The sequence below is a fragment of the Sphingopyxis sp. 550B genome, from assembly GCF_057401805.1.
Genome location: NZ_CM171610.1, coordinates 3649375 through 3673142, shown reverse-complemented (window position 1 = coordinate 3673142; position 23768 = coordinate 3649375). Strand labels below are relative to the sequence as shown.

The window sequence follows — 23768 nt, the reverse complement described above, 5'->3', positions numbered from 1 at the left end:
GGGAAGGATTGGGGAACGATCAGAATGTCTTCATCACGCGCAGGCCGAATTGCCGTGGGGCGCCGGCAACGCGCAGCCCGCTGAGCTTCGCGGCGACATAATGCTTGTCCAAAAGATTGGACGCATAGAGCGTCGCGGTCCAGGTGCCGGAGCTATAGGCGAGTTGAGCGTTGACGAGCGTGCGCGCAGCAAGCGTGTCGATCGTCGGCACCTGGAACACGGTGGTGTACTGATTGTCTAGATAGGCTACATCGACGCGCGGCGTCAGCGTGCCCCAACCGAGATCGAACCGATGCTGCAGACCCGCGCTGAAGGTGAACTTTGGCTGGAAGGGTAGGCGGCGTCCGCTCAGGTCAAGGCACTGAGGACTCGTCGACGGCCCGCTCGCAAGACAGGGAGGAGCGCCGACGACCGGCGGGTTGCGCGGATCGACAGCGAAATAGCTAGCGAGTTTGCTCGTTGAATAGGATGCCGCGAGATTGAAGGCGGTGGAGCCGAAATTCCCGTCGAGCTGGAGTTCGATGCCTTCGCTCTTGCTCTTGCCCGGAACATTGAGAATGACGGCAGAACGCGTCATCACATCATATTGATTAAATTGATAATTCTTGTAATCATAATGATAGAAGCTCGCCTGGAAACGCAGACGCCTGTCGAGGAAATTCCCCTTATAGCCGATCTCATAATCGGTGACGTCCTCGCCATCGAAGGAGGGCGGCGAGAAGATGCTCGTGTTCAGACCGGAATTCTTATGTCCGGTAGCAACGAAGCCATAGAGATAATGCTGATTGCTGACCTGCCATGACAGGCCGATCTTGCCGGTGACCTCATCATCGTCGGGCAGCGTGGCGGGTCCGGGGGTGCTGCCAAGCGGGAAGCCGGCAAAAGTTAGCGTCGTCAAAAGATTCTGCCGGACCGTCGCGTGATTGAATCGGGCGCCGACCTCGATCTCCAGTCCAGGCGCCAGGTCGTAGCTAAAGTGGCCGAACACTGCCGTATTGTCGCGGCGCAGCTTGCTGTCGATTGCGATCACCAGTGGAGGTGCGTCGATCTCGAAGACTGGGAGGTCGACGATCGAATTGGAATAAAAGGCGCCGAGAACGAAGCGGAGCGGCAGGTCCTCGGGCGAGATGAGATTGATTTCCTGCGAGGTGATTTCTTCGGTCGCGCGATATTCGAGCGTGAGGTTCCCGATGTCGGTGCCGTCGGAATCGCTCTTCTGCCGTGTCTTCCCGAATTGATAGCCGGTGATCGAGCGCAGGATGGTGCCGTCGCCAAAGATGTAGCTCAGTGTGCCTCCGACCCGCACGAACCGGTCGACCGCGAATAGGTTCGTATTGGACGACACGTCGAACAGATCATTTGGTGAACCAATCGGCGCATAGGTGTTTGCGCCATAATCAAAATAATCATAATCGACCTTCACGGTCGCCTCGAAACGATCGCTCGGTCGCCAGAGCAGGCCGACCCGGCCCGCCGCGCGGGCATAGCGGTCGGGATGCCCGGTGAAAGAACCCGAATAATTGTAAAAGCCATCGCGATGCTCTGCATCCCCCGCGAAACGAATCGCAAGCGTATCCGAGATCGGTATATTGAGCGCCGCCTGCGCCTGAACATCGGTATAGTTGCCGATGCCCAATTGCACGTAGCCGCCAATTTCTGTCGTGCTGGGATCCGCGGTCCGCACGAAAACGGCGCCGCCCGTGGAGTTCTGTCCGGCAAATGTCCCCTGCGGGCCGCGCAGGACTTGGATGTCCTTGATATCGAAATAGGGTTCGGCCGAGCTGAAATAAGCGTTGAAGGTCGGAACGCCGTCCCGATAGATCGGAACGCCCGCCGAGGCCTGGGTTACGACCTCAGTGCGGCCGACACCGCGAATATTGACAAGATTGCCGCCGCCATAGCTGCTGACCGTCAGCGCCGGGGCCGCAAATTGCAGGCTGTCGAGATTGAGGATGGACCGGTCCCGCAGATCGTCCTGCGACAGGACGCTGGCCGAGAGTGGCGACGACATCAGCTTGGTCGTGCGCCGCTCCGCAGTGACGACAATCTCCCTGTCGCTGGCCGACGACTTGTCGGTTTCAGAGGCGCTGGATGGCGCGTGCGCATCCTGCGCATGGGCCTGCGCCGCGGCAAGGGACGACAGTGATAGCCCGACGATGAGGGCACAGCCGCGAACGCACAAATCTTTCATTCAATCCTCCCCTGGACTCGCTCTTTATGTTCAGCGACTGATGAAGGAATGATCATGTTTGGTGGCGGAGTCAATCTTTGTTCGTCATTCGATGAACATTATGGCTATGGCGAACCCTTTCCGGACCGCGCGGCCCGGCTCTCGGTTTCCTTCACGGTGTTTTTGGTGTTGGCTCGTCGGCTTGGTCAGGACCGGTCGTCCAGGCTTTTGCCGCTGCGGTCACAGTTTCATAAACCCGGTTATCCTGCCCGGTTGGCGTTACCATCCTGACATCGCGGCGCAGCAGGAGGTGACGCCCTGTCCGGGCATCCTGCCACACCGGTAATCCTCGCCCATTCGGATCGCCCGTAGCGACGAAACGGGACCAATAGTCCATCATTTCAGACGATAGCATGCGGTCCCGATCATCCCAGCTCACCAGCGCAGCGTCCGGGGTTCCGAACAGATAGGCCAGTTCGCCGCCATGCGCCGTTCCAGGTTGCTGACTGCGGAGCGAGGCGGGAACCATATCGAAATGATAGAACCAGGTTGGGCTGACCGCGACGTGGTGCTCCGCAAGAAACCGGGCCGGTTGAACGAAGAACAGGTCGCCGCGCAGCCTGTCCCTGGCGCTCGCCTCATTCTGGCCAAGCGCGACATAGGATTGCAGCAACACATCATAGTCGTGGCCCAGCAACCCCTGAGCAAAGGCGTCGCTGAGGATTCGCAGGCTGCCTTCCCAGGAATTGGCCCCGATCAGCAACGGAACCTTCGCCTCTTCTCCACGCGCAAAGGTTTCGGCCGGATTGCGATCGAGCAGATTTCCGTCGACCGAGGGAAAAGCGATGAAGGGAGCCGACAGAATTTTCTCGACCGACAGTGCTCGCAGGTCGGCTGCGGTGGCATCTGGTGCCCCAACACTTTTGGCCCAGGCATCCCCGGCGGCCAGCGCCATTTCGCTTCGGGCGTCGGCAAGTGCGGCGAGACCGCCTCCGGACTGGATGATGGCTTTGTCGAACAGCCCACGGGCGACCGGGCTCGCCATCAGTGCCTGGACAGATACGCCACCTGCCGATTCCCCGGCTATCGTGATATTGTGCGGATCGCCGCCGAAGGCCGCTATGTTCCGCTTTATCCACTGGAGGGCGGCGATCTGGTCCAGCAGCCCGAAATTGGCAGAGGGCACCCTCTCGGTCCGCAGGGCGCGATGGGTTAGAAAGCCGAGCGCACCAAGACGGTAATTGATCGTGACGACGATGACCCCGCGCCGGGCAAGCCTCGACCCGTCATAGAGCGGCTGCGACCCGGATCCGATGAGGAAGGCACCACCGTGTATCCATACCAGAACCGGTCGCTTATGGCGCCCCAGGGTACTCGGCTTCCAGATATTCAGATAGAGACAGTCTTCGCTTTTGGGTCCATCGACGCCGAAGGGCGCGGGCAGCTGAGGTTGCGGACAACTGGGTCCGAACTCGACCGCGCTCCGCGTCCCTCCCCATCGAAGTGGGGCTTGCGGGGGTGCCCATCGACGGATTCCTAGCGGAGCAGCGACATAAGGAATGCCTCGAAAGACATCGATATCGCCCGCATGATATCCTGATATGGATCCGCTGCGGATCTGAGCCACTGGTGCCGCAGACTTTGGCTGCTTCGCCGCGAGATGCGAACAACTGGCGATGCACAGGAAGGAGGCGCCCAACCCAAAAATCGCTCTCATCTTCTCTCCCAATCAAACGAAGTCAGTTTGTTCATCATATGATGAAATATCTCGAAACGAGATGCAAGCTACGATCTTGGACTGACCGTCGGCATAGCTAAAAGCTGGTTCCTTGACCCGATCCCCGAACGCTGGTTCGTTTTTATATGAAATTCTCGGTTAGGTTTGTCCCCTGACAACGCGAGAATTTTTGCCATGAAGAGATCGAGATCCACCGAGCAGCAGATCGCGTTTATTCCCGAACCGACTGATAATTGCACGACGGTGGAGGAGATTTGCCGGAAGGCCGGGATTTCAATCCAGACATATTATCGATGGCGCAGCAAATATGGCGGCTTGATGCCATCGTAGGTGAAGAGTCTGAAGCAACTTGAGGAGGAGAACGTGCGCTTGAAGCGGCTCGTTGCGAATCTGAGCTTCGACAGAGAGGTGCTTCAGGACGTTATCTGCGGAAAAATGTAAGGCCTAATCGGGCCCGGGAGATCGTCGGCTATTTGCAGGCGAGCTACCAGGTGAGTGAACGGCGGGCTTGCAGCGCATTTGCGATCAATCGATCGACCCAGCGCTACCAGTCCCACCGCACCGATCAGACGGGCCTCAGGATGCGGATTAAGGAGTTGGCGGCCAGCCGTGTTCGCTACGGATAGGCGAGGCTGAGCGCCACCAGTTCGTCGGTATCGGCGATCACGGAGTCGACAACGCCCTGACGAACGCCCCATTCCAGCATCCGGTAGATGGGAAGCGTGCGCACATTGGCGACAAATTGCCGTTCCTCAGCGCTGAGCGCCGCGCGCGTCTGGATCTTAACCGCTATCGACTGCATCTGTTCGCGGGTCAGGGCGAGCGCACCGCGCCCGCCGCCATCCTGCGAGCAATCGGCCGCGGTCGGCGGCACATTGATCGATCGGCGCTGCACCCGACCGGTCAAAAAATCCTGCGCACTCTCGGTATCTTGCGCTGCACATTGGGGTATCGACGTGAAGAGCGGAACCTTGTCGGCCGCATTCCAGCGCATGTAAACGTCGCCCACACGGGCCCGCATCACATTGGCCCAATCGCCGGCGCCAACGCGCGACGCGGCGTGCGCGAGCAGCGAGCCGGTGCGGAAAATGTCCGTCACCTCCGCCGGACAATTGGCGAGCGCATCTTTCAGGTCTTCGGTCGGGTTGTTGTTGTTCGCCTCGATCTTTTCGCGGCTCTGCTGATAGCTCTTGGCGAAGCCCTGCTTCACGGATCGGTACCCGGTCATCTCCTCGATGATCCCGCTCATATTGTCGTCGCCTCTGGCGATCTGCACCATCCGGTTGGCGAGCCGGCAGTCATTGACCTGGATCGAGTTCAGAAAATTGGTCGCGGCCTCCATCTTCGAAATGATGTTGCCCATCTTCTCGTCGAGGGTTTCGAGCAGATATTGAAACGCGACCGCGGGCGCCGCCTGAAGGATGCTCTCGAGCTTCTGGACGAGATATTCGGGATCGAGGAAGGACATGCCGCCGAGGAACATATCGATGCCGCCGCATCCGGCCTTCACCTTGGGTAGGCTCACCGACATCAGATAGTCGTTGTGGACGTCGACGCGCCCCGACATTCCGCCCGCCGTGACATAGCCTCGCGTCTGATCCTCGAAACTCCCCGGTGATGTGTAGGTGACATTGTCGAACCAGCTCTCGGTCCAGCTTTGGGCGGCGGCTGGCTGTGCGGTCAGCGCGAAGGATCCGCCGGCGAGCAGCAGGGACAGGCGTGCGATGGGGCGAGACATGGCGGACTCCATTCGTGATCAAGAGGGTGGGAAGACGTTGCGCCCGCCATTGCTCAACGCCTTCCCGTTACGGGTGCCGACACACCGACGATTCCAGTGAATTTGGACATCGCCCGCACGCCCACGGCAGGCCGAACGCCCGTCAGCATCTTGGCCGCGAGGTAGAGATTGCGCGCGAGGTTCTGGGAATGATCGGTTCCCACGGCGATCGGGATCGTCCGTCCTGTGTCAGCGAGCGGACGCGCCCAGGCGACGGGATGCCCGACCCACGGAAGGCCCAGGCGCCCCGATCGCATGAGCGCTTCTTGACGGTTGAGCACACGGACCCGCCATCCATAGCGGGTGCCAAGCGCGGCGAGTTTGCGCCACAAGTCACCGCACGGCACGCAGCCCGGCGCCGACGTCATCTCGATTTCGAAGGCTGATCCATGACCGCGCAGCGTCGCGCCGAAATCGTTCGGAAAGTCCCGCGTAACCGGCACACGCAAGAGCCAGCCCTGCATCTGCTGGGCATCCGCAACCGGGTGAACCGCGGCGCGCACCGCGTCGGCCCGCGATGGCGCCTGCGCCGAGGCAGCCGGTCCAAGCGCGAGGACGAGACCTGGTATCCCCAAAAGGACCCTGAGATTGTTCACGGCTCAGCGCGACCGCTGGCCGGCACCAGATCCCCGCGGCGGACACGCGGATCGGTCGGTGACAGCGGCCCATTCGCCAGTGCATCGAAAAAGCCGTCATCCTCGCCAGGACCCGTCAGGAATTGCTCGGGCCGGATGTCGCCCCGTAGCAGGCGCACGGCCTGATAGGCCGTCTGGGCGAGGCTCGGGTAAGACTCGACCCCCGACGCAATGATCATCCGCTGCTGGCTGCCGCGCCGGATCACCATGGTTGTCGGCGTGACCTCCACACCATAGCGCTGGGCCAGCTCCGGCCTGTTGTCGAGATCGAGAAGGGTGACCTGCCATCCCATTTCTTCCTGAAATCGCTGGATAACCGGCCACTGGACCCGGCAATAACCGCAGGTGGTCCGCGAGAACATGACAAGGGCGAACTCAGCGGCGTGCGACCGAAGATAATGTCGCCGCTTCGCATCCTTGAATGCGCTCAGCTCCGCGCGGGCGTCGCCGACCATCGGATTAGCCGACTTGGCGTTAAGCTCCGGGTGCTGAAGCATCGCGATTTGCGTGACGCCCGCGAATGCCCGGGCCTTCCGGCGCGCGAAATCTTGGAGGCGCCAGAAATCCGCGACCGCGTCGACCGTCAGGACAGTGGCGGCAAAGTCGCGCTGCTGCTCGATGAGTTTGCGAATTCTTGGCGGCGTCCATGTCGCGAGCTCCGCCATGGGCGGGATCGCTGGTTTCAGAAGGGCGTCTGGATCGGACGATTTCTCTGCTGCGGCCTTCGGGGCCTCGTACCACCAATATCCCTGTTTCTCCTGCGGCACACTTTGGGCCGACGCCTCGATCGGCAATGCGACGAGCAAGATTGACAGGCAGCCACGCAGTAGCTGGGCCCGGCTCGCTGAGTCATGGGGTACGACCCTGCGCGGCACTGATCTCATCGCATTCGTCATGCCGCGACCGTGCCGACACCCCGGCGATCCATCAACGGCTGGGGCATCTCACTGCCGCTTGCGCTGAACTTGGCTCATTGGTCCAGGCTTGGGCCCTGCGGTGCCAATGCTGGCGCTTTGGAGACAGGCACGGCAAGAGGCAGGGATAGTCGCCGATCCGGTATGTTTCTAATTGTCCTCTGCTTTGGCGGCGGTCGCCCGCACGGCTGACGAGCGCGTCTATATTCTTGCCAATTTTTGCCAAAGTGGCTATATGGGCGTGCATGAGTACGATGAATATCTCGCTGCCTGACACGCTCAAAAGCTTCGTTGACGAACAGGTCGCGGGCCGCGGCTATGGGACGAGCAGCGAATATGTACGCGAGCTGATCCGCAAGGACCAGGACCGCCAGCGACTTCGCCGTCTGCTTCTGGACGGGGCCGAGTCAACGCCCGGCGCGCCGGCGGACGATGCCTATTTCGAGGGGCTGCGTGCGCGGGCTCGCCGCGCGGCATGACGGCAAAGCGGGTTGTCCCGCGCGAACAAGCTTACCGCGATACCGAACGGGCGATCGACCAATATGCGCGCGATGCTGGGCCGGACATTGCGCTCGGCTTCGTCGATGCGCTCGAAGCAGCTTACCGGACGATCTCTGAGCATCCCGGCATCGGCTCGCCGCGCTACGCGCATGAACTGGATCTGCCCGGGCTGCGCCATCGCCGGCTTGTGCGCTTTCCATGGCTCGTCTTCTATGTCGAGGGCGCGGATCATATCGACGTATGGCGCGTGCTTGACGCCCGCAGCGACATCCCGGCCTGGCTCGACGATTCCGACGAAAACTAACGCATAGCGTGCGAAGGGTCGGGCTGATGCAGCGTACCGCACGGCGGGAACGCTCGATGCGATTACAAGATACGCGTCATCCGCGTTAGCTTGGCGATCGGAACAAGACCGAAATAACGGCTGTCGAATCCGTGTGGGTGATGCGACCTGACATAGATCATGCCGGGTGGCACGACGCCGCTCCACATCATGTGCGCGAGCCTGTTGCCGTCATGGTCGCGGGGCATGCTCGTTCCGAGCAAGTTGCCGTTACAGAAATAGCGACCGTCAAAGGCACTCGGATCAAGCCTCGACGGTATCTCGATCTTGGTGAGCCGATCACCGGGCATGGCTTGATGCAGCGGTTGTTACCGGCACCCATCTCATTGGCGTGGAGTCCAAGCGGTTCGAACCATTTCGAGATCAGAAGCAAGCCGTTCTGGCCCAAGCGTATGATCGCGATGTTTGGGGCGAGACGATGGAGCCTTGGCTGGTCATGCGCGATGCCTTGCGAGAGGATCCGCTTTCCTATCGCTATCTTGATGCCGCGCAGCTCGTGAAGCACGCTTTTGGGCTCTCGACCGAAGCCAGGCGGGTCAATCGGGCGCCGGTCTTGCTGTACCTCTACGCCGAGCCACCAAGTGTGCCTGCCTCTGCTTGTTCAGGGCACCGCGCGGAAATCGAGAACTTCTCAGCCGCGGTGCGCGGCGCGCGTGTCCGATTCGCCGCGACGAGTTGGGCTGACTGGCTGGATCGCTTTGCTGTGGCGACCGCGCCCCCTGCGGTAAGGGCGTATGCCGAAGCTCTGCGTCTCAAATTTCAGCCATAGATCGACGAACCAAGTGGCATCCTAGGTGCCAAGACCCGTGTTCGCGCCGATGCTGCTCTTCCTGCCCCCCCGCGACGCCAGACAGTGGGTCATTGCGATGCCGGGATTCTCTCGCGCAGCCGCAACCGAAAAAATATGCGACAGCTGGCCGTGCTACCTAGCCTGCTACCTAGGCGGAAGACGGACCGTCGCGACCCAAATTTCAGGCCACGTAAGTTATTGATTTTATGGAGGAAGGTGGTGGACGCACTAGGGCTCGAACCTAGGACCCGCTGATTAAGAGCAGCTTAGCGTCCGCATGCGTTCGCCAGTGTCCGCCGAATTTGGTGCACCCGCCAATTTTTCAATGCGAACAACGCGGCGCAATTGACGGTGACGGCGGCAGGCCACGGTATCTTTGCCCGTTATCAAAGGTGATAGACGGAGCGGGCGTCCCGCCGCCGTTTGCATCCGCCTTCGAAAAAGAACATGAGGTCGGTGCCGAGATGCAAGGCCTTTTCGTGCGCTTGCGGTGCAACAGCAACCGGTCTGGCTCGTAGCATATCGCCGGCGTCCTTCTTCATCTGCTTGCAGTTGGCCCTGAGGTCGTTGGCCGACCAGATCGTGTCGGCATTCATCCCGGCAAGCTCGTCAACATAGCTGCATGCCGTGATCAGGCTGCGCGCCCAGCCCGGAAGCATTATGCCTTCGCCCCCAGTGCTGTCCCGGGTCACGCCTTGGCACAAGGCTTTTACCCGCTGGCGGGTGCCATCGGAGGTTTCGCCCGTTCGCCATGCGGAATGAAGAGCGTCCAGAATCCCGTCGACACGTCGTTCATACTTGCTCCACGCCGAGGCTTCATCAGCCCTCGCGATCCCTGGCGTCAGCAGCAGGGCGGCGGCAAGGCATGCGCCGATGAGCTTCATGTCATTCTCCTCTGCAAGGGCGGCGCATACTTTGCACCGATTGCTGTAATCGTCACCCCCCGGTTCAGGGGATAGCGTCTCGTGCGAATGCCCTGTTCAGGGGGTGGCGCGAATCCCCGCCGCCGTTAAGTCTGGAATCCGAGGCAGTAATATCGGGGGGGCGAATAACTTTCATGAGCGCGCGACCGTCGCTGGCAACTGTAATGATCGGGCTGGTTCTGGCCGGACTGATGGCCGGCGCTGTCCTGATTCAGTTGGCGATCAGCCGTCCATGGCTGGGCGTGACGTTCGCCGCCGATGAAACCGGCGCCATCCACGCGGCGCCTGCGCCGGGCCTTGATCGATCCCTGACCGGCCCGGCGCAGGTTTCGGCCCTTCGAGGAACTGACGGAAATAGAGTTGCGATCGAGGCCGGCGACCTGATCGAAGAGCCGGACGCGCTGGCAACCTATGCCGACATGCGACGCTTCTTCGCCCGCCAGTCAGCGCTGGCGGGGATGATGCGCGGTCAGAGTATCTCAATAGAGCTACTGGATGGCGATACGCTGCGACAGATGGTGGTTTCGCCCGCCAGAATGCGGCCAATCGGCGATCTTCCTGTCGCCTTTTGGGTGCAGATGCTTGTCGGCCTGTCGAGTTTTCTGATCGGCGGCTGGGTCTGGGCGCTGCGACGTGACGATTTGCCAGCGCGCCTGTTCGCCATGGCCAGCCTTGGTATTCTGGTTTTCGCATTTCCTGCCGCGGTTTACAGCACCCGTGAACTCGCCATCGATGGCGGCCTTTTCCGCGTCCTTTCGGTGATGAACCACGGCGGTGCCCTGTTGTTTGGCGCCGCCATGATCGCGCTGCTGCTGCGCTATCCCAGGAAACTTGTTCCGGGACGATGGTTGTGGGCGCCGTTCGCGCTGTTCGGGGCATGGTGGCTGGGCGACAGCCTGCAGGTGTTCGATGGGCCTCCTGCTGGTTCACAATTGCCGACGATGCTTGAAATGATCGGCATCCTTTTGGCCGCCGGGCTGCAATACTGGCGCTCGCGAGGCGATCCCGGCGGCCGTGCGGTCGTGCGGTGGTTCGGCCTGTCGGTCGCAATTGGCTCTGGCGCTTTCGTATTCACGGTGATCGCGCCCAGCCTGGTCGGTCTGACGCCGGGCTTGCCCCAGGGCTATGCCTTTGCCTTCTTCCTCCTGATCCACATCGGCATGGCCATCGGGGTCGCCCGCTACCGCCTGTTCGATCTCGACCGCTGGGCCTTCCGCATCCTGTTCTACATGACGGGCGCCGCACTGCTGATCGCGGTTGACGCGGCTCTGATCTCGTGGGTCGCGCTGGAACGCGCGCCGGCTTTCGGACTGGCACTGGTGCTGGTCGCGTTCCTTTACCTGCCCCTGCGCGATATGATTGCACGTAAGCTGTTCCGTCGTGGCGGAGAGGTCAAGGCAAGTTTCCAGGACATGCTCGCCATCGCGCTCGCAGAGGGCGAGGCGGAGCGCATGGTCCGCTGGCGCGCCTTGCTTCAGCGGGTATTCCAGCCGCTGAAGATCGTGGCGGGTGAAGCGATTGCACAGCCCGCAGTGATTGATGACGGCGCAGCCCTTGCCATCCCCGCCACCGGGGCGCTGCCGCCGCTTCGTCTCGTACATGCCATGCACGGTCGTCGTCTGTTTTCATCGCGTGAGCAGGCAAGGGCGGGCGAACTGTGCGCGATGCTGGATCACGCCATCGCCAGCCGCCTGGCCCACGAAAAAGGTGTTGCCGAAGAGCGCCAGCGCATAACCAGCGACATGCACGACAATATCGGCGTACAACTGCTCGGCGCGCTGCACAGCCGCGATCCAGCGCGCAAGGATGAACTGATCCGCGACACGCTCGCGGACCTCCGGGAAATCATCAACAACAGCGCGGGCGAGCAACTGACCCTTGCCGAGCTGATGGCGGACCTCAGGGTGGAGATTGCCGACCTGCTGTCATCCGCTGACATTGGACTGATCTGGCAGGTCGACACTGAAGCGGAACTGCCACCGCAATCGGTGGCCGCCATGCGGTCGATCCTGCGGGAGGCTGTAGGCAACGCGCTGCGTCATGCCGAAGCCTCGACGGTCGGCATTCGCCTGGGTGATACGACGGGAGGTCTTGTGCTGTTGGTTGCGGATGATGGAAAGGGTTTCGATCCTGACACCGCGCCGGCGGGCAACGGTCTGCGCAACATGCGCTCACGCGCGACCGCGCTTCACGGCACGATGACGGTTTCGCGCGGAGCGGCCATGGGAGTGCGCGGAACGATGATCGAAGTGCGCTTTCCGTTGGAAGGCGCCCCTGCATGAAATCCGTGCTGATCCTGGAAGATGTATCGGAAACGCTGCACTGGCTGGGCGAGATCGCAGTCGAGGCTTTTCCGGGCTGCGGGGTGACAGGCGCATCCAGCGTGCGCGATGCGCTCGCCGCAATGGACCGGCAAGTGTTCGACCTCGCCCTCATCGACCTGCGCCTGCCAGACGGGTCGGGACTGGACGTGCTGCGCCGCCTGCGCGCGGCCTTTCCCGACACCATTTGCATCGTCACCACCGCGATGGCCGATGACAGCTCTATCGTCGGCGCGCTTTCGGCTGGCGCCTCGGGCTATCTGCTGAAGGAGCAGATGCGCGAAGGCATGATCCGCCAATTGCAGCAGATCAAGGAAGGGGTCCCCGCGCTTTCTCCCTCCATTGCCCGGCGGATCATGGAGCATTTTCGGCGGACCGGGCCGGCAGCAGGCGAAACCGGAAACCTGACGTCGCGCGAATTGGAAGTGCTGACCCTTATCGGACGCGGCATGCGCAATGCCGAAGTTGCCGCACAGCTCATGCTCAGCGAGAATACCGTCTCGGGCTATATCAAGGTGATCTACCGCAAGCTGGGGATTTCGAGCCGGGCCGAAGCGTCGTGGCATGCGGCCCAACTTGGCCTGTCTTATGGCGGAAAAGCCGACAAATGACTGTGCCGGGGATTGGAAGTGTTCTTTCTTTTCCGTGAATTGTGTCCGCCGCGTTAGCCCCCCGGAACAGGGGGTGCATCCTCTCTCAAAGTCCAGTTAGGCACGGATGGGCTCGCGATACTGCGCGCGGGCGCTCGACGGGGAAAGTTTCAGAGATGACCGGCACGTTTGCGACGAACGCCGTATTGAAGACGACAACCGCTATTGTCAGCAGCTTGGGTTCTGTTGCCCTGCTGGCGGGATTGCCTGCGCCCGCTTTCGGACAGGTCACCGGCTCGGAGCAGATTCCGGGAAGTCCGGACGGCGCCGAAAACGGATCGAACGGTGACAGCAATACCGTGGAATTCGTGGATATCTCCGGAGACGGAACGACCGTCATCGGGTTTCACAACAAGCTGGTCAACAATCTGCCGGTAAGCGAGGCTTGGGTCTTCACCCCTGCTGGTGCCACCGGCCTGATGGCGCCCACGGGTTACCTCCATTTCACGGCCGCCGGGATTTCCGACGATGCCTCGGTGATCGTCGGCGAGGCCAAGCCGACCGCGCGCACGAATTTCAGCGGTATGGTTGGCGTAAAGTGGCTTGACGGCACCCCCACAATCCTCGCCCAACCCACCGGCGCGGGAAACTACAGGGCGGTTGCGGTCAGCGGTGACGGCAATGTGATCGGTGGTCTGGCAAGTATATCGGGCTTCAACATCCCGATCTTGTGGACCGGCACCGCCGCCCCCGAGCAACTGCTGCAAGTCGGCACGTTCAGCCCCGTGCAGAATGGCGTGACCTTCAATGCTGAGATCACTGGCATCTCGAGAGATGGCTCGGTCATCGCCGCCATCGGTGGGCGCGGCCAGCAATATTCGGGCGCCACTCCGGTGGGCCCCAATGTCCAGGCCCTGCGCTGGACCCGTGCCACCGGATTTGTCGAGCTGGGCGTTCTTGCCAGCCACTCCGCCGCCCTCGCGACCAGCCTCGCGAACGACATTTCAGCCGATGGCGGAACGATCGTCGGCTCGTCGCAGCAGGGCGGCGTCATGGGCAACGATCTGTACAAAGACGACAACCTGATTGCCATCAAGTGGACCGAGGCGGGCGGCATGGTCGCCCTGCCAAAGCTGACAAACCAGCTCGCATCCGTTGCCACTGGCGTGAATGCCGACGGCAGCGTGATCGTAGGCGAGGCAATCGTTCCCGGACAGACCATCGGCACCTTCGTTGTCAACGAATCCCATGCCGTGCGCTGGACCAGCGGAAATGCGCAAACGGTTGCGGCATGGCTCTCCGCCAATGGCGTGGCCAATGGCACGAACCAGTACCAGGAGGCGCTTGGCGTCAGCGACGATGGCAATGTCGTCGCGGGCTACGGCATCATCAACGGACACCGGCAAGGCTATATCGCCCGTGTGGCCGGAGCGACGCCCACGCCGACACCAACACCCGCTCCGACTCCAACGCCAACGCCAACGCCTACCCCGACCCCAGCGCCCACGCCGACGCCCGCTCCGGCGCCGACGCCCACCCCGTCGCCGACGCCAGGACCGGTGACTGTCAACACCCCCGTCCCGGCTCCCTTTGCGATCGTCGTTCCCTCGGTCACTGGCGACAATCTGCTTCCGGGTGGTCCGGGAAGCGGCAATGTCCGTTACAACAGCATTTCCGGAGATGGACGCGCCATCGGGACTTCGGACGGGTTCATCATAACGGGCTCGGGGCGCTACAAAGTTCCTCTGCCCGACGGTTTTTCAACCAATCAGATGACGATAAGCGGGCTTTCCAATGACGGGACAGTCGCAGTCGGATCCTATGCTGCCACCTCCCAGAGCACTGCCGCCTTCCTGTTCCGCAATGTCGATGGCACGGGTACCTCGGTCAGGCTGCCGGGCTTCGACGGCGCGGTCAACGTCCAGGCACTCGGCGTTTCGGCGGATGGGCGCGTGGCGGTGGGCTTCAGCTCTCCGGATTCCAGCGCCAGCGCAAGCACTCGCGCGGCGATCTGGATCGACGGCGGTCGTGCCAGGGCGATCACGTCGAGCGGATTCACCTATTCGCTGGCGCGGGCGGTCTCGTCGGATGGATCGGTCGTCACCGGAGAGGCTTCGGGAGGCGGCTTTGACGGCCAGTTTTCGGCCTTCCGGTGGACCCAAGCCGGCCAAATGGTGTCACTGGGTGCGATCGGCCGCTACGGCGAATCGTTCAGTTCCTCGGGCAACGACATTTCCGCAGATGGTTCGGTCATCGTCGGAAGCTCCACCGCTCCTACCGGTTTCGTCGCATTCCGATGGACTCAGGCAGGCGGGATGGTCGCGCTTGCGTCCCTGCCCGGAGAGACGAGATCGGTCGCCAACGCTGTCAGCGCCGATGGCACGGTCACCGTCGGCACTTCCTCTGCGGGTTTCACCGACTCGGCAGTCCGCTGGACGTCCGCTGGCGCCCAGTCGATCGCCGATTGGCTCGCCGCTGCGGGCGCGAACAATGGCGCGAATACCTATACCAGTGCCGCCGATGTGAGCGCTGACGGAACGATGGTGATTGGGCAGGGGAACATCAACGGCACCAGCCAGGCCTATCTGGCGAGAGCCGCAGCCGGATCACCCGCTCCGACCCCGACGCCCACTCCGACGCCGACACCGGGCACGGGCGTCATCGGTCTGGACGACTTCAGCGCAACAGTGATGCAGGCGGCGCCCAACCGCGCGCTGCAAGGTAGCCTCGGGCTGATGATGTGGGGTGCACATCACCGCATCCTGACCGACTATGTACAGCCGGGCCGCGGCTGCGCGTGGACCGTGCTGGACTATCGCCGCGATGGCCGCAACGACACCGACTCCGTGTTGGCCGAAGCTGGCGCCTGCGTCGATGCCGGCCCGCTGCGGCTGGGGGCGGGGATCGGCTATGACCGGTCGGATTCCGACCTGACGCTCGGCGGCAAGCAGAAATTGGAAGGCTGGCACGGCGTGGCCGAGGCCGACCTGCGGCTCGGCCAGAGCGGTGCCGTGCTGAGCGCGACGGCGATCTATGGTGACTGGAACGTCAACCTGCGTCGGAACTACCTCAATGGTGCAAACACCGACACCAGCACCGGCTCTACCGATGCCCGCGGGATTGCCCTGCGCGCTCGGCTTGACTGGTTCGACATGATGGGAAGCGACAGCTTCGGACTGACCCCGACGATCAGCTATTCCTGGAGCCAGGTGACGGTTGATGGCTATACTGAAACTGGCGGCGGCTTCCCGGTCACTGTCGGCCGCTCGGTTGACGAGGCTTCGGAAGGGCGCCTTGGCCTGACCGGTCGCTTCACCCTGGCCGAGCCAACGACGCTGCGTCTGCGCGGGGAATATATCCACCGCTTCGACCGGTTCGACGGCGGTCCGGCATTCCAGATCATCGGCACGGGCATGGGTGGCACGGGCGGCATTTATGCGGTGGACCGCGACCATGCCCGCCTGGGCGCGGACATCGACCAGCGGATCGGACGCAATGGCGTGCTCTCTCTCTCGGCTCACAAGACCGTGGGCAACGCCGGAGGCAATCCGTTCTCGGTGAGCGCCTCGCTCCATTTCGGGTTTTGAACCGGCTGTTCCTGCGCGCGGGGCTATACGCCTAGCGCGCAGGAACCAGTCCGATCGAAAGGGAGGAGATGCAAGGATCTGAGCCAAGCTGGCAGGAATGGATCACCAGCAACCTCTCCGCTGGCTGCGATCCGGCGGACATGCAAGTCCGGATGATTGCCGCCGGATGGAATGAGGCGGATGCACGCGCAGCCCTTGCTTCTGGCATCGCGCAGGTCTTTCCCAGCCTGACGGCGCCGGTCGTGGCTCTGCCAGTTGTCCCGGACACGGGGATGATCTGGTGCGAGGGACGCGAGATCAAAGTGACCCTGCGCCTGGCCAGCCCTGCCGTTGCTCTTTGCGAAAACGTGTTGTCATCGGTCGAATGTGCCGAGTTGCTCGCTTTTGCCCACGATCGGGGTCTGCGTCCCTCCACGGTTGTGGATGAGGTCAGCGGCGAGAATTTACCCCATCCGGAACGGACCAGCTCAGGTGTTATATTGAAGCGCGCTGAAACCGCCTTAATCGACCGGCTCGAACACCGGCTGGCGGCGCTCACCAACTGGCCCGTTGCCAATGGCGAGGGTCTGCAGATCCTGCACTATCGTGAGGGGCAGGAATACCGGGCGCACTTCGATTCATTTCCTGGTGGCGCGGGCGGCGCAGTTCACACCGCGCGTGGCGGGCAGCGGGTGAATACGGTGCTGGTCTATCTGCAAAGCCCGGAAGTGGGCGGCGGCACCGCTTTTCCGTCTTGCGGGCTCGCCGTGTGTCCTCAGCCCGGATCAGCGGTGATTTTCCGCAACGTGGACGTAACGGGCCGCCGAGATCCCGCCAGCCTTCATGCTGGACTGCCCGTTGTTCAAGGCGAAAAGGTGGTCATGACCTATTGGCAACGCGAGGGACCTTATGCTTGACTGGCAGTAGCCGATCACGTCGGGCCTGCCTCCGAGATGTCTGCAAACTCCCGGAATCACATGAACCTCGGCCGCTCAACCCCTGTCGAAACGGCCTCTAAGGGCATGGAGACCCAGGACATTGTCATTATCGGCGGCGGCCAGATGGGGCTTTCGCTGGGCTACTACCTCCACCGCGCCAAGGCCGATTTCCTGATCCTCGATGCCGAAGACGGGCCAGAGGTGTGTGGCGGCACAGTTGGAATTCACTGCGCCTGTTTTTATCTGCGGGTTACAGCGCGCTATCGGCCTGGCTGATGCCGCTGCCTACGCATGAAGGTTATCCAACCTGCGACGATTTGCTCGACTTGACTGACGGCACCCTCCCAAACAATCACCAGATTTCCGTTATGGCCAAGTACAGGAGAAAACCGCCCGTCACGACCATCAAGGCAAACACCCCTGTCATCACCCAGAAGTAGAGGGGCTGTCTTTCCGCTCGGGCGTATATCCATCCCGACTTATCGCGCAGGTGCCTGTTCCGGAGCGCTGACCAAAAACCTTCCAGTCCGATAATGACGGACAGTATTCCGAGCAAACACTTCATGATGAAGTACGTCCGGAGGTCAATTCATCCGCAGCAGCGGGAAAGTTTTCCGCCTGGGACAGGGTGAGGTAGGTATCTCGACAGACCTCTTCCATTACCAGGCCCTCCATCTCGAGCCAGTGTGGGGACCGGAGCCCTGCTTCAGAGTCCCGCGTGTCGAATAGGTCGCCCTCCCGAAAGCGCTCCTGCCGAAGCCTCCGGAATTGCGACCTATCGCAATCATACTCATTGAGAAAGGCGTCGATCAGCAGGGAACTGTCCAGCGTCAACCAGACAGACCATGACCAAGCCGTTCTGCCGTTCGGCGCGGTCTGGTCTGGCGCCGAGAGATAAGCTCCCCAGCGGTCATCCTGGCTGAGAACGTATACCCGCTCGTCAAGCGGCGCCGACTGCAGCCCGGGGGAAATCAGGAGGGTCGTCGCAAGGACTACCGCCGGAATCATAAATCACTCCACGCTGCGGCTCCGGGACCGCCGAGGGCGGCTGTAATCATGTTTCACAGGCGTCAAGGGCGGGACGACAAGCTCTCCGATGAGGCCGGCCTGAATACGCGGGCGGCGCGGTTCCATTCGAGGGGGACGGTTTCGCAGATCTCGCCAGTAAGACAGGGCCGAGCGTCGAGCATCCCTGCAGGAGTGCGGTCTACCTGAAATGCCGGCCAGCGACCGGGCGCCGCGACGAAAGCGCGGGAAGCACCGTCCGTCTCGTCGGAGATCCAGACTTCATAGCCATAATCGGCAGCCGCCTGCTCCGCGCAGAAGCTGGGCGCCTCGATAACCCAGTCCCGCTGGCCGTCGCCGTTCAAATCCGGTGTCGAAGCGACGGCTGGGTAGGAGACGGTGAATGCATCGGCGTCATTTGGGTTGCCACAGGCGCGACGCCCGGCGAGATACCTGTCAAAGACAGCCGCCGGAATATCATCCGGCAACTTCGGTCTTCCATCGACCTCGCCGAGATCCACGGTCCCCTCGCCAAAGCCGCTTACGACAGCTTCGCCATCGGAACTCGGGCGCTCGGAAAGGCTGCGGGTTGTCGGGTCCCAGGCCCAGGCGAGGCGACAAACTTCCCGGGGGGGCAAGCTGCTGCGCGACAATCAAGGTGAGAACAGCGCGACAATCTAGATGAGAAAGGCGGCGGTGTGTCTGTCGGGACGAGGGGCGAAGCCCCGAGGAGCGACAGACACACCGCCGCGAGCGCCTTTTCTTCTGGAAGGGCGCTTTTGGTGATCGTGACCTGTCAGGTGGCGCCTCCTTCTGAAGGGGAGAAGCGGTGCCTGGGAGCCATATCAACGATCATCAGGTGAGATTATATATGAAGATGAGACAGACAGTTGTCAGAGGGCGTGTAATTCTCCGCAAAAGTGGGCTTTGAAAATTCCCTGATTGTTGGACGAGGTTCCCCAATGAGCCGGGGTTAACCCCGGCTCATTGGGGAACGCCAAAATCGGCGCGATGACCTCCCGGAGGAGGCGGCGCTGATGATCCGACTTGGAGAAGCCATGATGATATTGGAGCTACACCGGCAGGGGCTGTCGGTAACGGCGATTGCGCGCCGGACGGGGCGCGACCCCAAGACCGTTCGCAAATATATCGAGCGCGGCGTGGAGGTGCCGGCGTATGGCCCGCGCAAGGTGGGGCGGCCGTGCAAGATCGCGCCCTATATGGAGTTCCTGCGTGAGCGTGTGACGGCGTTCCCCGAGTTGACGGCATCGCGGCTGACCCGCGAGATCAGGGAGATGGGCTATGCTGGTGCCTATACGGCGGTGAAGCGCTATCTGGCGGCGATCCGTCCCGAGCATGATCCCAAGCCCTATGAGGTCCGCTTCGAGACGAAGGCGGGCGTGCAGGGCCAGGTCGACTTCGCGCGGTTCGTTGTCGAATTTACCGACGAGCCGGGAGCGGTGCGCATCGTCTGGCTGTTCAGCCTGGTTCTCGGCTACTCGCGGTTCCTCTTCGCCCGCTATGTGCTGCACCAGGATCTGCAGACGCTGCTGCGTTGCCATATGCAGGCCTTCGAGTTGCTGGACGGCGTGCCGATCGAAATCCTCTACGACCGGATGAAGACGGCGGTGACCGGCGAGGACGATCAGGGCCATATCATCTACAATCCCTCGCTGCTGGCGCTGGCGAAGCACTACCGCTTCCAGCCCGGGCGTGCCGCCCCTATCGTGCTAAAACGAAAGGAAAAGTCGAGCGGCCGTTCCGCTATATCCGCGAGGACTTCTTCCTGGGCCGATCCTTCCGCAATATGGAGGACCTCAACGCCCAGCTCATCGCCTGGCTCGACACCGTCGCCAACGTTCGGGTGCACGGCACGACGCAGCGCGTGGTCGCGGAGGCCTTCGCCGAGGAGCAGGGGGAACTGCAACGCCTGCCCGATCACCGCTTCAACGCTGTTCTGAAGCTTGAGCGGCGGGTTACCCATGACGGCTTCGTATCGGTTGGCGGCAATTTTTACAGCGTGCCCGACCGGACCCGCCGGATCGTGGAGGTCGAACAGCTGCCGGACCTGGTCCGCATCATCGATCGCGGCATCGTTGTTGCCGAGCACCCTGTGCTCGAAGGGCGCCGGCAATATCGTATCGACCGGCGCCATCGCACCGGACGGCCGCATCCGCGCACGCCGGATCGGCCGACCATGATGATCGGCCGGATCGGCGATCATGTGCCGCTGCGATCGCTGGCGGTGTACGAAGCCATCGGCGCGAGCCTTGCGATGGAGGGACGGCCATGAACGGGACGGCTCCATCCTCGCGCGTGGACTCGATCCGCCGGAGCCTGGTGAACCTCAAGATGCCGCGCGCGCTCGAGATCCTCGACGCGACCCTGCGGCGCATCGAGCAGGGCCAGATCGACGGCATCGAGGCGCTCGACGAGCTCTTGGGCGAAGAACTGTCGCTGCGCGAGAACCGGCGGATCAAGGCTGCCCTGCGCATGGCCCGGCTGCCCGTGGTCAAGACGCTCGCCGGCTACGACTTCTCGTTCCAGCCCTCGCTCGACAAGAACCGCATCCTGGCGCTGGCCGGCCTCGACTTCATCGAACGCGCCGAGGTCGTCCATCTGCTGGGGCCGCCCGGCACCGGAAAGAGCCACATTGCCACGGCGCTTGCGGTCGAGGCTGTCCGTGCTGGCAAAGCGGTCTATTTTATCCCGCTCGCCGATCTGATCGCCCAGCTTGCCAAGGCCGAACGTGAAGGCACGCTCAGGGAGAAGATCCGCTTCCTCACCGGGCGTCGCTGCTGGTCGTCGACGAGATCGGATACCTGCCCGTCACGCCGGGCGGCGCGAACCTGTTCTTCCAGCTCGTCAACGCCCGCTACGAAAAGGGTGCCATGATCCTGACATCCAATCGCGGCTTCGCCGAATGGGGCGAGGTCTTCGGAGATCCCGTCGTCGCGACCGCGCTGCTCGACAGGCTCCTCCACCATGCCGTCGTCATCCAGATCGAGGGCTCAAGCTACCGCATGCGGGAGCACGCTGCGCTCATCCCCGAAAACCTGCGCAGCGCCGCCTCGTTCAATCCGCCCACGCCGAAGCGTCGAGGCCGCCCGCCAATGAAGGGAAATCAAGATCCAGCTCACGGCTGATCACCGAAACATCGCAACCACCAACATAGGGAATTTTAACCGCCCACATCTGCGGAAACTTCGGTGCCCATTGACAACAGTGTCGCCGCGTTCAGCGGCGGCGTGCGCGGCGTTCAGCACGGCGACGGCCTATCGGCTGGAGCAGGATGCGCAGTTGCCGTCGCAAAAGAAGGCGCCGCGCGGTCGCCGTCGCCCCGATCCGCTGGCGGATATCTTCGATAGCGAGGTTGTACCGCTTCTGGAGAGTGCGCCGGGAATCCGCGCCGTCGCGGTGTTCGAAGAAATGCAGCGTCGTCATCCTGAGCTTCCCGATGGAGTGCGGCGGACGATGGAGCGTCGGATCCGCAGTTGGCGGGCGCTGCAAGGCCCGGATCGCGATGTGATCTTCCGCCGGTGCACGAGCCGGGGCGGATGGGGCTGTCGGATTTTACGGACATGGCCGATCTGGGTGTACGGATCGCGGGGTCGAGCTCGACCACCGGCTGTATCACTTCCGGCTCGCCTGTTCGGGCTTCGAGCATGCCCATGTGATCCTTGGCGGCGAGAGTTATGTCGCGCTGGCGGAGGGTCTGCAAAATGCGCTGTGGGCGCTGGGCGGGGCGCCGCGTGAACATCGCAGCGACAGCCTGTCGGCGGCGTTCCGCAATCTGGATGCATCGGCGCGCGATGATCTGACGCACAGATATGACGCGCTGTGCCGCCATTACCGGATGGAGCCGAGCCGCAACAACCGCGGCGTTGCGCACGAGAATGGCGCGATAGAAAGCGCGCACGGGCATCTGAAGGCGGCAGTGCGTGATGCCCTGCTGATGCGCGGATCGGTCGACTTTGGCGAGCTTGCGGAATATCGACGCTTCATCGACGAGATCGTCGCGCGCAAGAATGCCCGGAGCGCGAAGCGCATCGACGCCGAGCGGGCGGTGCTTCAGTCGCTGCCGGGCATGCGCACCAGCGATTATGAAGAGGTGCTCGTCATGGTCACCTCCTCGGGCGGGTTCACGCTGCGCAAGGTCTTCTACACGGTGCCGTCGCGGCTGATCGGTCACCGGCTGCGGGTACGGCTTTACGACGACCGGCTTGAGCTCTTCCTCGGCGGCACGCCCCTGTTCACTCTGCCGCGCGGTCGCGCCGACCGCAAAGGCAAGCATGATCATGTCGTCGATTATCGCCATGTGATCCATGCGCTGCGGCGTAAGCCGATGGCGTTGCTGAACCTCGTTTACCGTGACCAGCTCTTCCCGCGCGAGGCCTATCGGCGCATGTTCGACCGGCTGATCGAGCGGCTCGCCGATCGGATGGCGTGCCGGACGATGGTCGAGTTGCTCAGCCTTGCACATGAGCGGGCCTGCGAGGCCGAGCTTGCTGGCGTGCTGGAATCCCTGCTGGCGACGCCGCAGGGCATGCCGGACATGGCAGCGCTGCGTGCGCGGTTCGCGCCCGACCCCGCGGCTTTACCCGAGGTTATCGTCGAGCTCGTCCCGCTGAGCGCCTATGAAGCGCTGCTGGCTCCTCGCGCGGAGGAAATGGCATGACCCAGGGCATCGATGCGACCAAGCTCACCCTGATGCTCAATGAGCTGCGGCTTCCGACAATCAAGCAGCTCTGGCCGACGTTCGCCGATCGGTCCGACAAGGAGGGCTGGCCGGCGGCACGGTTCCTCAGCGCCATCACCGAGCATGAGATCGCCGAACGCGGTCGCCGCCGGATGGAGCGGCATCTGGCGGAAGCAAAGCTGTTGCCGGGAAAGACGCTCGATACGTTCGACTTCGACGCGGTGCCGATGATATCGAAGGCGCAGGTCATGGCGATCTGCGCCGGAGACAGCTGGCTCGAAAACGGCGCGAACCTGATCCTGTTCGGCCCGCCCGGCGGGGGCAAATCGCACCTGTCGTCGGCGATCGGACTGGCGCTCATCGAAAAGGGCTGGCGCGTGCTGTTCGTCCGGACCTCCGACCTCGTCCAGAAACTGCAGGTTGCGCGCCGCGAGCTTACGCTCGAAAACGCGATCAATCGGCTCGATCGCTTCGATCTGCTGATCCTGGACGATCTGGCTTACGTCGCCAAGGACCAAGCCGAAACCTCGGTCCTGTTCGAGCTGATCAGCGCGCGATACGAGCGGCGTTCGCTGCTGATTACCGCCAACCAGCCGTTCGGCGAATGGAACCGGGTCTTCCCCGATCCCGCCATGACGCTGGCCGCTGTCGATCGCCTCGTGCACCACGCCACCATCTTCGAAATGAACGTCGAAAGCTATCGGCGGCGCGCCGCGATCGACCGAAAGCAGCACGGCGCAGGTCGGCCCGCAAAGGTCGCGACAATCAAAAATACCGGCCTGTCGCTCCACGACAATCAACCTGCGACATAGGCCTTGCCAGCGACAATTAAACACATCAAAACGGCACCGTCGCGGT

At 62.4% G+C, this 23768-nt stretch carries 17 protein-coding genes, 1 tRNA gene and 4 pseudogenes; 13 read left to right on the top strand and 9 right to left on the bottom strand.

Annotation, left to right across the window (positions count from 1 at the left end; genetic code table 11):
* Positions 1-19: 19 nt before the first annotated feature.
* The gene (locus tag AC2S9W_RS17155) at positions 20-2191 is read right to left on the bottom strand and encodes a TonB-dependent receptor (RefSeq protein ID WP_067182684.1); all 2172 of its coding nucleotides are present in this window, start codon (positions 2189-2191) and stop codon (positions 20-22) included.
* A gap of 151 nt (positions 2192-2342) precedes the next feature.
* Positions 2343-3899, bottom strand: coding sequence for a carboxylesterase/lipase family protein (locus tag AC2S9W_RS17150; protein WP_486571326.1), 1557 nt, complete (start codon positions 3897-3899; stop codon positions 2343-2345).
* Between the two features lie 183 nt (positions 3900-4082).
* Between AC2S9W_RS17150 and AC2S9W_RS17145 the strand changes: the two genes are divergently transcribed.
* A complete protein-coding gene (locus tag AC2S9W_RS17145; RefSeq protein WP_148650832.1) occupies positions 4083-4238 on the top strand; it encodes a transposase in 156 nt (51 codons plus the stop codon).
* 292 nt (positions 4239-4530) lie between these two features.
* Here AC2S9W_RS17145 and AC2S9W_RS17140 read toward each other — a convergent pair.
* The 3 genes and pseudogenes from AC2S9W_RS17140 to AC2S9W_RS17130 all read right to left on the bottom strand — a co-directional run.
* Positions 4531-5646: pseudogene (locus AC2S9W_RS17140) on the bottom strand (conjugal transfer protein TraH); the annotation flags it as partial.
* 53 nt (positions 5647-5699) lie between these two features.
* Positions 5700-6281 (bottom strand): hypothetical protein, encoded by a 582-nt coding sequence (locus tag AC2S9W_RS17135; protein ID WP_067182696.1) that lies wholly within the window; start codon positions 6279-6281, stop codon positions 5700-5702.
* On the bottom strand, positions 6278-7126 hold the full coding sequence (locus AC2S9W_RS17130; protein WP_237233976.1) for a conjugal transfer protein TraF: 849 nt from the start codon (positions 7124-7126) through the stop codon (positions 6278-6280). Before AC2S9W_RS17130 ends, AC2S9W_RS17135 begins: the two co-directional genes overlap by 4 nt.
* 353 nt (positions 7127-7479) lie before the next feature.
* On the opposite strand from AC2S9W_RS17130, the gene AC2S9W_RS17125 reads away from it, so the two are divergent.
* The 3 genes from AC2S9W_RS17125 to AC2S9W_RS17115 all read left to right on the top strand — a co-directional run bounded on the left by AC2S9W_RS17125 (position 7480) and on the right by AC2S9W_RS17115 (position 8847).
* A complete protein-coding gene (locus AC2S9W_RS17125; protein WP_067182700.1) occupies positions 7480-7713 on the top strand; it encodes a type II toxin-antitoxin system ParD family antitoxin in 234 nt (77 codons plus the stop codon).
* The gene (locus AC2S9W_RS17120) at positions 7710-8039 is read left to right on the top strand and encodes a type II toxin-antitoxin system RelE/ParE family toxin (protein WP_067182702.1); all 330 of its coding nucleotides are present in this window, start codon (positions 7710-7712) and stop codon (positions 8037-8039) included. The genes AC2S9W_RS17125 and AC2S9W_RS17120 overlap by 4 nt, the downstream gene beginning before the upstream one ends.
* Before the next feature lie 370 nt (positions 8040-8409).
* Complete coding sequence (locus AC2S9W_RS17115) at positions 8410-8847, top strand: hypothetical protein (RefSeq protein WP_486571325.1); 438 nt, start codon at positions 8410-8412, stop codon at positions 8845-8847.
* Positions 8848-9085: 238 nt separating this feature from the next.
* Here AC2S9W_RS17115 and AC2S9W_RS17110 read toward each other — a convergent pair.
* Both AC2S9W_RS17110 and AC2S9W_RS17105 read right to left on the bottom strand, forming a co-directional pair.
* Positions 9086-9153: transfer RNA gene (locus AC2S9W_RS17110), tRNA-Ser, on the bottom strand.
* A gap of 101 nt (positions 9154-9254) precedes the next feature.
* Positions 9255-9752, bottom strand: coding sequence for a hypothetical protein (locus tag AC2S9W_RS17105; protein WP_212596805.1), 498 nt, complete (start codon positions 9750-9752; stop codon positions 9255-9257).
* A 203-nt stretch (positions 9753-9955) separates the two neighbouring features.
* Between AC2S9W_RS17105 and AC2S9W_RS17100 the strand changes: the two genes are divergently transcribed.
* The 5 genes from AC2S9W_RS17100 (at position 9956) to AC2S9W_RS17080 (ending at position 17482) form a co-directional block, all read left to right on the top strand.
* Positions 9956-12073 (top strand): sensor histidine kinase, encoded by a 2118-nt coding sequence (locus AC2S9W_RS17100; protein WP_212596806.1) that lies wholly within the window; start codon positions 9956-9958, stop codon positions 12071-12073.
* Entirely contained in the window at positions 12070-12723 is a 654-nt protein-coding gene (locus AC2S9W_RS17095; protein ID WP_212598860.1) for a response regulator transcription factor, read from the top strand. Before AC2S9W_RS17100 ends, AC2S9W_RS17095 begins: the two co-directional genes overlap by 4 nt.
* Before the next feature lie 155 nt (positions 12724-12878).
* Complete coding sequence (locus AC2S9W_RS17090; protein WP_486571324.1) at positions 12879-16289, top strand: autotransporter domain-containing protein; 3411 nt, start codon at positions 12879-12881, stop codon at positions 16287-16289.
* A gap of 68 nt (positions 16290-16357) precedes the next feature.
* Positions 16358-17185, top strand: a complete 828-nt coding sequence (locus AC2S9W_RS17085) for a 2OG-Fe(II) oxygenase (protein ID WP_486571323.1) — start codon at positions 16358-16360, stop codon at positions 17183-17185.
* A gap of 60 nt (positions 17186-17245) precedes the next feature.
* Positions 17246-17482 (top strand): NAD(P)-binding protein, encoded by a 237-nt coding sequence (locus tag AC2S9W_RS17080; protein ID WP_244857805.1) that lies wholly within the window; start codon positions 17246-17248, stop codon positions 17480-17482.
* A 285-nt stretch (positions 17483-17767) separates the two neighbouring features.
* Here AC2S9W_RS17080 and AC2S9W_RS17075 read toward each other — a convergent pair whose 3' ends face one another.
* Both AC2S9W_RS17075 and AC2S9W_RS17070 read right to left on the bottom strand, forming a co-directional pair.
* Positions 17768-18214 (bottom strand): hypothetical protein, encoded by a 447-nt coding sequence (locus tag AC2S9W_RS17075; protein ID WP_283420073.1) that lies wholly within the window; start codon positions 18212-18214, stop codon positions 17768-17770.
* Between the two features lie 62 nt (positions 18215-18276).
* On the bottom strand, positions 18277-18732 hold the full coding sequence (locus AC2S9W_RS17070) for a hypothetical protein (protein ID WP_486571322.1): 456 nt from the start codon (positions 18730-18732) through the stop codon (positions 18277-18279).
* Between the two features lie 516 nt (positions 18733-19248).
* On the opposite strand from AC2S9W_RS17070, the pseudogene istA (AC2S9W_RS17065) reads away from it, so the two are divergent.
* The 4 genes and pseudogenes from istA (AC2S9W_RS17065) (at position 19249) to istB (AC2S9W_RS17050) (ending at position 23722) form a co-directional block, all read left to right on the top strand.
* Positions 19249-20504: pseudogene (istA, locus tag AC2S9W_RS17065) on the top strand (IS21 family transposase).
* Positions 20501-21357, top strand: a pseudogene (gene istB / locus AC2S9W_RS17060) (IS21-like element helper ATPase IstB). Before istA (AC2S9W_RS17065) ends, istB (AC2S9W_RS17060) begins: the two co-directional pseudogenes overlap by 4 nt.
* 25 nt (positions 21358-21382) lie before the next feature.
* Positions 21383-22889, top strand: a pseudogene (istA, locus tag AC2S9W_RS17055) (IS21 family transposase).
* Positions 22886-23722, top strand: coding sequence for an IS21-like element helper ATPase IstB (gene istB / locus AC2S9W_RS17050; protein ID WP_067182650.1), 837 nt, complete (start codon positions 22886-22888; stop codon positions 23720-23722). Before istA (AC2S9W_RS17055) ends, istB (AC2S9W_RS17050) begins: the two are co-directional and overlap by 4 nt.
* Positions 23723-23768: the final 46 nt, after the last annotated feature.